The following is a 9549-nucleotide window of genomic DNA, read 5'->3' as shown; positions in this document are numbered from 1 at the left end:
CCCTCAGCCGCATGGCCGGCGGTGGGGCCTGCGCCGCGGAGGAAGGAGGCGTGTGGGTGGTGACGGGTGAGGTGAGGGGGGTGGTGTCGGGGGTGGGACTCACGGTGGTCATACCGTCTCGATTCTCCTGGTGCGGCGGTGAGCCGTTACTCGGCGCACATCCCGGCGGGCACGGACGTCCCGCACTCGTTGCTGACGAAGGTGTTGCCCGTGCCGGAGGCGTCCCGGTCGGCCAGGTCGGCCGGCAGGTTGTCCCGGACGAGGTTGCCGCTGATGGTGTTGCCCGTGTTGAGCGCGCCCACGAAGCTCTTGAACAGCACGATTCCGCCGGAATGCGGGGTGGTGCCCGCGTTGCCGCGCACCACGTTGTCCCGGACGAGCGTCTTCTCGCTTCCGGTGAGCACGATGCCGGAGCCCTGGAGGGCGGTGAGCCGTTCCGTGGCCGCACAGAACTTGTTGTTCTCCACGATCTCGTTCCCGGTGACCGTCATCGCCCCGGCCGCGGGCTTGGATTCGTCACCGACGACGAACAGGCCGCTGCAGTTGCCGGTGACCTGGTTGCCGCCGATCACCATGTTCCTGACCCGCCGTGCGGTGATCCCGATGCGGTTGTCGCTCAGGGTGTTGTCGGTGACCCGGGTGCCCCGGGTGTCGATGGCCCCGCCCTCCTCGTCGACCGAGTTCGCGACGAAGATGCCGGCGTCACCGTTGCCGGTGGCGGTGTTGCGCCTGAAGTCGCCACGGGTCGAGCGCTCCTGTGCGATGCCCCACGTGCCGTTGCCGCTCGCCGTCACCTCGCTGACGGTGAGCCCGTCCGTCCAGGACGCCCAGACGCCGTTGCCGGAGAAGCCGGAGACCGTCAGCGAGGAGATGCTGACGTCGTCGACCGTCCGTCCCTCGGCGCCGATCACACAGACGCCGTTACCGCCCGCGGCGCACGCGCCGGCGGCCTTCGTCCCGGTGGCCGGCGGTGCGATCACGGTCCGTCCGCCGGTGCCACGCAGGGTCAGGCCCGGCTTGGTGATCAGGACGCTCTCCCGGTAGGTGCCGGGCAGGACGACGACCGTGTCACCAGGAGCCGCCGCGTCCACCGCGCGCTGGATCGAACCGCCTGGGCGTACCACGTGGTGTCCCGGCACGGACGCGGAGGAGGGGGCCGCCACGAGCCCCAGGGCCGCCGAGGCGACGGCGAGCGCAGCCGAACAGGTGATGTCTCTTTTCCTCATGAGCCGAAGCTAGGGGCGATGGCGGGGTGCTGCCACACAACGTGAGCGCAAGACCACATGGCGTGCCTGAATGGCTTACGGGCCGGCGCACGACGGAGCGTGGAAGGGGGCCGTCAACGGGTGCGTGGCCTGCCGGTGCGGGACGGTGCGCACCGCCGCCGTACGCGCGGGGCCCCGCGCAGCGCCCCGGGAGACGTAACGTGGCCGCCATGACGGGCGAACGCGATCTTCGAACACTGCTGCGCGGCATGCGGCCGGAGCTCAACCCCGGCCGCTACGTCTTCACCACCCTGCCGGGCGGCGAGTCACCCCCCGGCGTCACGCCCGTGGTGACCGTCGCCGAGCGCGAAGGCCTGACGCTGGTCCTTCCCGAGGAACAGGCGGTCGAGTCGCGGCTCGCGTACGACTTCGTGGCCGGGTGGATCACGCTCCGCGTCCACTCCTCTCTGGACGCCGTCGGACTGACCGCGGCGGTCTCCCTCGCCCTCACCGACGCCGGGGTGAGCTGCAACGTGGTCGCGGGACACCACCACGACCACCTGTTCGTCCCCTACGAGCGGGCGGACGAGGCCGTCGGCGTGCTGGAGGCGCTCGCCCGGGAGTCCTGAGCCCGCGCCCGGGCACGCAGCGCTCGTCGGCCCAGGGCGGCTGCGGCCCGAGGCGCCGGGTCCGCCCGGCTCCGCAACGTGAGCCGGGCCACGTACCATGGCACCCATGTCCTTCCTCCGCCGCCGCAGCGCCGCCACACCCGCGGGCCCGGACTTCGATGTCCTGGCCATGGACCCCGGGGACTGGCCCGGAAACCTCGGCGCCGGTCTGCTTCCCGCCCCCGACGGCAGCTGCCAGGGCGTCTTCCTCCGCTACGACCTGTACGGCGGCCGGGGCCCCGCGATGATCATCGGCAACCTCCCGGAGGGCTCGCCGGCCCGCGAGACCGAGGAGGGCCAGATTCCCTTCGAGGTGGCCCAGCTCCTCCTCGCCCTCGAGAACGACGAGCCGGTCGAGGTGACCGCCACCGAGGACGTCCCCGTGATGCAGGGCGACAGCCTCCTGGTCGTCCGCCGCATCAAGCTCTCCGAGAGCCGTATCTCCTGCGTTCAGTTCGACCGGAACGACGGGGTGCTGGTCACCATCGCGAGCTGGGACCGGCCCATCACCGACGATCTGTACGCCCTGCTCAAACCGCTGCCGGCCGAGCTGTTCCAGCAGGGCTGAGACGCCCCTGGGACAGCAGGCGGGTCACCCGCGCCGCCGACGTGCCGAGCCCTGTGGGGCCGCTGATGTGCCACGGGGTTCCCGTTCCTCGCCGCAGGTCCTCCTCGCGGTAGCGGCGGCAGTCCCGGTGCCAGATCAGGATGCCCGCCAACCAGTGCTGGAGCTCCACCACGTAGCCCGCCAGAATCTCCCGCGCCTCCGCGTCCAGGCCGAAGTCGTCGTACAGCACCGGCAGCTCGTGCTCGGCCACATGCTGGAACTGACGCATCCGTCCGTTCATCAGGTCGTGGACGATCGCGACCCCCGTCGGGTAGTCCACGCCGAAGAAGTTCTGCACGACGAGGACGCCGTTGTGCACCTCCCCCTCGTACTCGATCTCCTTCTGATACGAGAACAGGTCGTTGAGCAGGCACGCGTAGTCCGCCGCCGCGTTCTCCAGGGAGCGCAGCGGGCCGCTGCGGTAGACCGCCTCGGGCACCTTCCTGCCGTGCCCCAGCCGGCACAGGCTCATCGTCAGGTCCGAACCGAAGGTCGCCCGGCGCATCTCGACGTAGTCCACCGGGTCCGGAATCCGGTTCTGCGCCTGGTTCGCCAGCTCCCACAGCCAGCTCGCCGTCATCGTCTCCACCGCCTCGCGGAACGTGCGGCGGGCGCTCTCGTCCATCGGTCCGGCGGTGCGCCGCCACAGGTCGGCCAGCCCGCGCTCCAGTGCGTTCACCGGCTCCGGGACCGACGTCCCGTCCAGCGGCATGAACAGCGACAGCCGCTCGTTGGCCAGCCGCGCCCCGGCCAGGTCACGGGTCCGGCCGTGCACCACCGGGAACCAGTCGTCGCCGTACGTCCCCCACGTCAGCCAGCCCGAGGACAGGTCCAGCTCCTCGGGCGTCGCGTCCGGGTGCAGCCCGGCCGCACACAGCGGCAGATCGGTCGCGATCAGCCGCTCCTCGTCCCAGATGTGCGAACCCGGCACGCCCGGCTGCGCCTCCAGCAGACCCATCCGCCGCGACCAGTCCACGATCCGCAGCCGCGCACCGTCCAGATACGGGCTCAGCGTCGTGGAGAACGGCATCTCGAAGTCGGGCAGCAGTGACGGCCCCACGTGCTGGTACGGCACGTGGGTGTGAGTGCGCAGCCGGGCCGACTCCGACCGGGGGGTGAAACGGATGGACGCCGCCGCCATCGCGAAACCGGGAACCGCTTCGGCCGCGCCCCCGTCGTTCATGTACCGGCTGGAGCGCATGTGCCACTCATGCCCGCCGGACTGCCAGTCCTGCAGACCCTTGACGTACGCCATGACGGCGGCCGTCTGGTCGGGGGTGAGGCCCTTCTCGGCGCAGAGCGGCGGGAGCTCGGTCAGGGCGGTGTTCTCGAACTGCTGGAGACGTGAGGTCAGCAGGTCGTTGACCGCCTCGGCCGCCTCCTGGGTGGAGCAGCCCAGGAACCTTTCCAGCACCAGCACACCGTTGCTGTTCTCGCCCTCGTCCTCGACCTCGCGCTGGTAGGAGAACAGGTCGTTGCGCAGGTGCACCCCGTCCGAGAAGGCGTCCCGCAGCACCCGCAGCGGACGCGCGTCGGCCAGCGACGCGGGCACCTCCGCGTTCGCCGCGTACTCCACCAGACCCGCCGACCACGGGGCGCCACCCACCTTGCGCCGCATCTCGATGTACTCGACGGGGTTGGCGATGCGCCCCTCGTTGATGTTCGCCAGCTCCCACAGCGACTCGTTGAGCAGGTTCTCCGTCGCTTCGGCGAAGCGGGCCCGCCAGGCGTCCGACATCGCCGGGACCGTTCTCGCCCAGAGGTCGGCCAGACCCGCCTCGACCGGGTTGGTGGGCTCAGGGGTCACAGCGCCCCGCTCCATCGGCATGAACGCGGGAAGCCGGTCCAGATAGCGCTTGCCCCCCTCCCGGTCGGGGGTGCGTTTGAACAGTTCGAGGAAGTGGTCGTCGAAGAAGAAGACCCACACGTACCAGTCGGTGACCAGGGCGAGTGCCTCGTCGGAGCAGTCGGGATGTGTGTACGCGCACAGCAGCGCGTAGTCATGGGACTCGAGGTCCTTCTCCTCCCAGATGCCGGACCCCTCCAGCATCCCCATCTTCCGGGCCCACGCGCGGGTGTGGGTCCGGGCCGCCTCCAGATGAGGGTTGAGGCGCGCCGGGTACGGCACGTAGAAGTCCGGCAGGGTGAAGGGCTGTGCCATGTACGTCCGGCCTTTCCGAGAACTCCGCGCGGTCCGCGCGAATCGGTCCTGTCGGCGCCAGCACTACCCCTCCGCCATTCGGGGTACGCACCGTGCGAAATAGTCACACAAGTTCAGGGGGCTGTGGACAACGTTCTTGACGCGCGATCACCTCCGGTCACAGAGTGTGAGCGGACCACGGAACGACGAGATCACCCGAGGAGCGGGCCGGTACCTCCGGCCCGGGAAGGGTTGTCATGAAGCCCGATCAGAGAACCAGGACCGCGCTCGCGCTGATCACCGCGGGAGCCCTGGGCGTCGCCCTGCTCACACCCTCGGCGCAGGCCGGCGCCGAGACCCCACGGCCCGAATGTCCCCGCACACTCACCTGCGACTGGGTACCGGCGGCCTACCGGCAGACCGGCGCCCCGGCCGACAAGGAGACGTACGGCAACTACGACACGGCGGACCGGCCCCACAGCAACGCCGTCCGGTTCATCGTGCTGCACGACACCGAGGTCGACTACGACACGACACTGAAGATCTTCCAGGACCCGGCGAACAAGACCTCCGCCCACTACGTCGTGCGTTCCGCCGACGGCCATGTCACCCAGATGGTGAAGAACAAGGACATCGCCTGGCAGGCCGGCAACTGGTACATGAACACCCACTCCATCGGTATCGAGCAGGAGGGCTTCGCGGCCGAGGGAGCGAAGTGGTACACGGACGAGATGTACCGGTCGACCGCCCGGCTCGTACGCCATCTCGCGGCGACGTACGACATCCCGCTCGACCGGCAGCACATCCTCGGTCACGACGGCGTGCCCCCGACCAGCGCCGCCGGGACGCAGAACATGCACTGGGACCCGGGCCCTTACTGGGACTGGAACCGCTTCATGGCACTCCTCGGCAGGCCCACCGTGCCGAACGCTCCCGCGAACAGTCAACTCGTGACGGTGAGCGCCGACTTCGCCAAGAACAAGCAGGCCTTCCGCGACTGCGAGAGGGGCGTCGACCTGCCGGTGCAAGGCAGCAGCGCGGTGCCCCTGCACACCGCGCCGTCCGAAGGTGCCCCGCTCTTCTCCGACCCGGGGCTGCATCCGGACGGGGCCCCCGGTACCGACTGCGCCGCCGACTGGGGCAGCAAGATCAGTACCACCCAGCAGGCCGTCGTGGCCGACCGTGTGCCCGGCTGGACGGCGATCTGGTGGTACGGGCGGAAGGCGTGGTTCCGAACCCCGGCGGGCGCCCGTGTCACCACACCTACGGCAGGACACGTCGTTCGGCCGAAGGCGGGCAAGGGCGACGTGCCGGTGTACGGCGTGGCCTACCCGGAGAGGGCGGAGTACCCGGGTGACTTCGCGAAGCCGGCCGTCGGCACCCCACTCGGCTACACCATCAAGGCGGGGCAGGCCTACCCGGGCGGGGGCGCTGCCCCCACGGGGTACTTCTACGCGCCGACGATCGATTCCTCCCAGCCGTACGACCACACCTACTTCCGGGGGTCAGAGAGATATGTGACCGTCCAGATCGGGCACCGGATCGGGTTCGTGAAGGCTTCCGACGTGGACGTGGTACGGGCCGGCCGGTCGTGATCCCGGCCGGCCGTGAGTGAGGCCGACCTCGGGCGACTGCACCGCCACCGCGTGTTGCGTGCTGCGGGACCTGTGTGTCGGCACCGGTCCCGCAGCACGCGTCCCCCGTCGGTCAGCGGGTCCCCACTGCGGCGCGCACGGCCCGGCGTGCCATCGCGCAGTCGTCGTGCAGGCGGCGCAGCAGCAGCCGCTGTTCCTCGCTCGAGGAGAGCGCACCAGGACGGACCGGAGCCGCCGCCCCGTCCCGCATGGCCCGCTGGACCGCCGTCTCGTACGTACGGATCTCCCGGGTCAGTACGAGCATGAGGTTGACGAGGAACGCGTCCCGCGCCGCCGCCCCCTGCGACTGGGCGAGCTGGCTGATCTGACGCCGTGTCGCCGGCGCATCACCGAGCACCGTCCACAGCGTCGCCAGGTCGTAGCCCGGCAGGTACCAGCCCGCGTGCTCCCAGTCCACCAGCACGGGGCCGGTGGGCGGCACCAGGATGTTGGAGAGCAGCGCGTCACCGTGGCAGAACTGGCCCATCGTCTGTCGGCCGCCCGCGTGGGCCAGGCCGTGCAGGAGCTTCTGCAGGTCACCCAGGTCCCGGTCGGTGAAGAGGCCCAGCTCGTGGTAGCGGGAGATTCGGGAGGCGTAGTCCAGGGGCGCACCGAAGAGGCCGGCCGGCGGTCGCCAGGCGTTGATCCGGCTGATCGCTCCGAGGACCGCCCGGATGTCCGCGCGCGGCGGTGCCTCCGCCGGATGCCTCGTCAGAGCCGCGACCCGTCCGGGCATCCGCTCGATCACCAGCGTGCAGTTCTCCGGGTCGGCGGCGATGAGCCGCGGGACCCGTACCGGCGGGCGATGCCTGACGAAGGCGCGGTATGCAGCTATCTCGTGCCTGAACCGCTCCGTCCACGCGGGGGAGTGGTCCAGTAAGCACTTGGCCACGGCGGTCGCGCGGCCCGTCGTGCCGACGACGAGCACCGAACGGCCGCTGCGCCGCAGCACCTGGACCGGGTTGAACTCGGGACAGATGCGGTGCACCGAGGCGATCGCCATCCTCAACTGCGCGCCCTGGGGGCCCGACAGGTCGAGCCGTCCGCTGAGCGGTTGGGTGCCCGGCCCCGCCGCCCGCCGGGTCCGACCCGTGCCGGACGCCGGTGAAGCGGCGCGGGGGTCGAGATACGGCCCGCCGCCCGCCCCCATGGGACGAAGCGGCCGGGGCGGGGCGGACACGGAGGACGATGCTGTGTACATGGGCGAGACAGATCCCTTCGTGCGCCGACAAGTTGCGTACGCCGCCCCGGCCGGCGGCCGTTCGGCACCCTGGGGAGTACCGAGGGCTGCCGGGCGGGGTGGCGCTTTCCTACCTGACACCGGGGTACGGGTGGCAGACCATCTGGCGGACCCTGGCGAACCCTGGCGAATAGTCCCTCAGCATCTGACAGGGGGTTAGTGTCAAGTCAGCCGAGAACCTGGGGGCTTGAAGTGACCGGAGAACCCAACACCCGCCTCTCCGACCTGTTCGGCCTCGCCGGCTGGTCCAAGGGGGAGCTCGCGAGAATGGTGAACCGGCAGGCGGCGGCCATGGGCCATCCGCAGCTGGCCACCGACACCTCGCGGGTCCGGCGCTGGATCGACATGGGGGAGTCACCCCGCGATCCCGTGCCCGAGGTATTGGCAGCTCTGTTCACCGAGCGGCTCGGCCGTGTCGTGACCATCGAGGACCTCGGGTTCGGCCGGCGCGGGCGTGTGGGGAAGCGGCGAGAGGCCGGGACGCAGAAACATCCCGACGGAATGCCGTGGGCGCCCGAACGGACGGCAGCGGTCCTCACCGAATTCACGGGAATGGACCTCATGCTCAACCGACGCGGCTTGGTGGGCGCGGGCGCCGCGCTCACCGCCGGCTCAGCCATCACCGGTGCCATGTACGACTGGCTCCACTCCGAACCCGCTCCGACGGCCCCGAACGCCCGTCCCGACGAACCCCAGCACGTGGAGAGCGCCGGTTTCGACCGGTACGAGGCCGCGCCCGTCGGGTCCGAGGAGATCGAGGCGCTCGAACGCTCCGTCGAGGTGTTCCGCGCGTGGGACGCCTCCCGGGGCGGCGGCCTCCAGCGCAAGGCGGTCGTGGGCCAGCTCAACGAGGTGGGCGGCATGCTCGCCTACCGCCACCCCGAACACCTGCAGCGCCGTCTGTGGGGCGTCGCCGCCAACCTCGCCGTCCTCGCGGGATGGATGTCCCATGACGTCGGCCTCGAACCGACCGCCCAGAAGTACTTCGTGATCGCCGCCCACGCGGCGCGCGAGGGCGGCGACCGGCCGCGCGCGGGTGAGGCGCTCTCCCGCGCCGCGCGCCAGATGGTCCACCTGGGCCGGCCCGATGACGCCCTGGACCTCATGAAGCTGGCCAAGTCGGGCTCCGGGGACCAGACCCTGCCGCGCACCCAGGCCATGCTGCGCACCATCGAGGCGTGGGCCCAGGCGTCGATGGGGCAAGGACAGGCCATGCGCCGCACCCTCGGCGAGGCCGAGGAGCTCTTCGTCTCCGACAAGGGGGACGTGCCGCCGCCGAGCTGGATGCAGATGTTCGACGAGGCGGACATGCACGGGATGCAGGCTCTCGCCTTCCGTACGCTGGCCGAGCACGATCCGGCCGCCGCCAACACCGCTCAGCGACACGCCAGGCAGGCGCTCGATCTGCGAAGGAACGGGCGTCAGCGGTCCAAGATCTTCGACTACATCTCGCTCGCCTCGGCCTGCTTCATCGCCGACGACCCCGAGCAGGCCGACCGGTACGCGCGGCTCGCTCTGGTGTCGATGGGGGAGACCTCCTCCCACCGCACCTGGGACCGGCTCCGTGAGATGTACCGCCTCACGGGCCAGTTCGCCGGGTACGCCAAGATCGAGGACCTCCGTGAGGAGATCGAACGGGCTCTGCCGCGGAGCGTGTTCAAGAAGACGAAAGGTGCGCAGATCTGAGAGGCCGCACCGTCGCGGCCGGCGCAGCGGCCCTCCGGACGCACGCCGTCCGGCACGCCTTCAGGCTCCGACGCGGGCCACCAGTACGCATGTGTCGTTCAGCCGTTCGCTCGCACCGAACTCCTCGACGACCGTGCGGAGACAGTCCTGTGCCGTGCCGCCCTGTGCGAGCAGCGGGGCGAGGCCCAGCAGTGCCTCCGGGGCACTGTCCCCGTCGCTTCGGCGCGTCAGCCCGTCGGTGTGCAGCACGAGCACGTCACCGGGCAGCAGGGGCACCTGGTCCTGCTCGTAGGCGACTCCGGACGCCGCGCCGAGCAGCACTCCGTCCGGGGCCGGGAGCGCGTGTCCCGTCTCTTATACACATCTCTG

7 protein-coding genes and 1 pseudogene are annotated in these 9549 nt (G+C 70.6%); 4 read left to right on the top strand and 4 right to left on the bottom strand.

Annotated features, from left to right (window positions below; genetic code table 11):
- Positions 1-146: 146 nt before the first annotated feature.
- A complete protein-coding gene (locus IH13_RS0122270) occupies positions 147-1226 on the bottom strand; it encodes a right-handed parallel beta-helix repeat-containing protein (RefSeq protein WP_031087122.1) in 1080 nt (359 codons plus the stop codon).
- A gap of 209 nt (positions 1227-1435) precedes the next feature.
- On the opposite strand from IH13_RS0122270, the gene IH13_RS0122265 reads away from it, so the two are divergent.
- Positions 1436-1834, top strand: a complete 399-nt coding sequence (locus tag IH13_RS0122265) for an ACT domain-containing protein (protein ID WP_031087121.1) — start codon at positions 1436-1438, stop codon at positions 1832-1834.
- A 106-nt stretch (positions 1835-1940) separates the two neighbouring features.
- Positions 1941-2441, top strand: coding sequence for a hypothetical protein (locus tag IH13_RS0122260; protein WP_031087120.1), 501 nt, complete (start codon positions 1941-1943; stop codon positions 2439-2441).
- Here IH13_RS0122260 and IH13_RS0122255 read toward each other — a convergent pair.
- Positions 2404-4641, bottom strand: coding sequence for a family 2 encapsulin nanocompartment cargo protein terpene cyclase (locus tag IH13_RS0122255; protein ID WP_031087119.1), 2238 nt, complete (start codon positions 4639-4641; stop codon positions 2404-2406). The genes IH13_RS0122260 and IH13_RS0122255 overlap by 38 nt on opposite strands.
- Positions 4642-4877: 236 nt before the next feature.
- On the opposite strand from IH13_RS0122255, the gene IH13_RS0122250 reads away from it, so the two are divergent.
- Positions 4878-6215: an N-acetylmuramoyl-L-alanine amidase gene (locus tag IH13_RS0122250; protein WP_031087118.1), complete on the top strand. Its 1338-nt coding sequence runs from the start codon at positions 4878-4880 to the stop codon at positions 6213-6215.
- Between the two features lie 112 nt (positions 6216-6327).
- Here IH13_RS0122250 and IH13_RS0122245 read toward each other — a convergent pair whose 3' ends face one another.
- On the bottom strand, positions 6328-7455 hold the full coding sequence (locus tag IH13_RS0122245) for an aminoglycoside phosphotransferase family protein (protein WP_031087117.1): 1128 nt from the start codon (positions 7453-7455) through the stop codon (positions 6328-6330).
- A gap of 231 nt (positions 7456-7686) precedes the next feature.
- On the opposite strand from IH13_RS0122245, the gene IH13_RS0122240 reads away from it, so the two are divergent.
- Entirely contained in the window at positions 7687-9180 is a 1494-nt protein-coding gene (locus IH13_RS0122240; protein WP_031087116.1) for a DNA-binding protein NsdB, read from the top strand.
- 60 nt (positions 9181-9240) lie between these two features.
- Here the strand turns inward: IH13_RS0122240 and IH13_RS0122235 are convergent.
- Positions 9241-9549, bottom strand: a pseudogene (locus IH13_RS0122235) (SpoIIE family protein phosphatase); the annotation flags it as partial.

It is taken from the genome of Streptomyces sp. NRRL WC-3549, from assembly GCF_000721935.1.
Lineage (GTDB): Bacteria > Actinomycetota > Actinomycetes > Streptomycetales > Streptomycetaceae > Streptomyces.
Note: the sequence above shows the minus strand (reverse complement) of the source record. Positions and strands in the feature narration are given on the sequence as shown.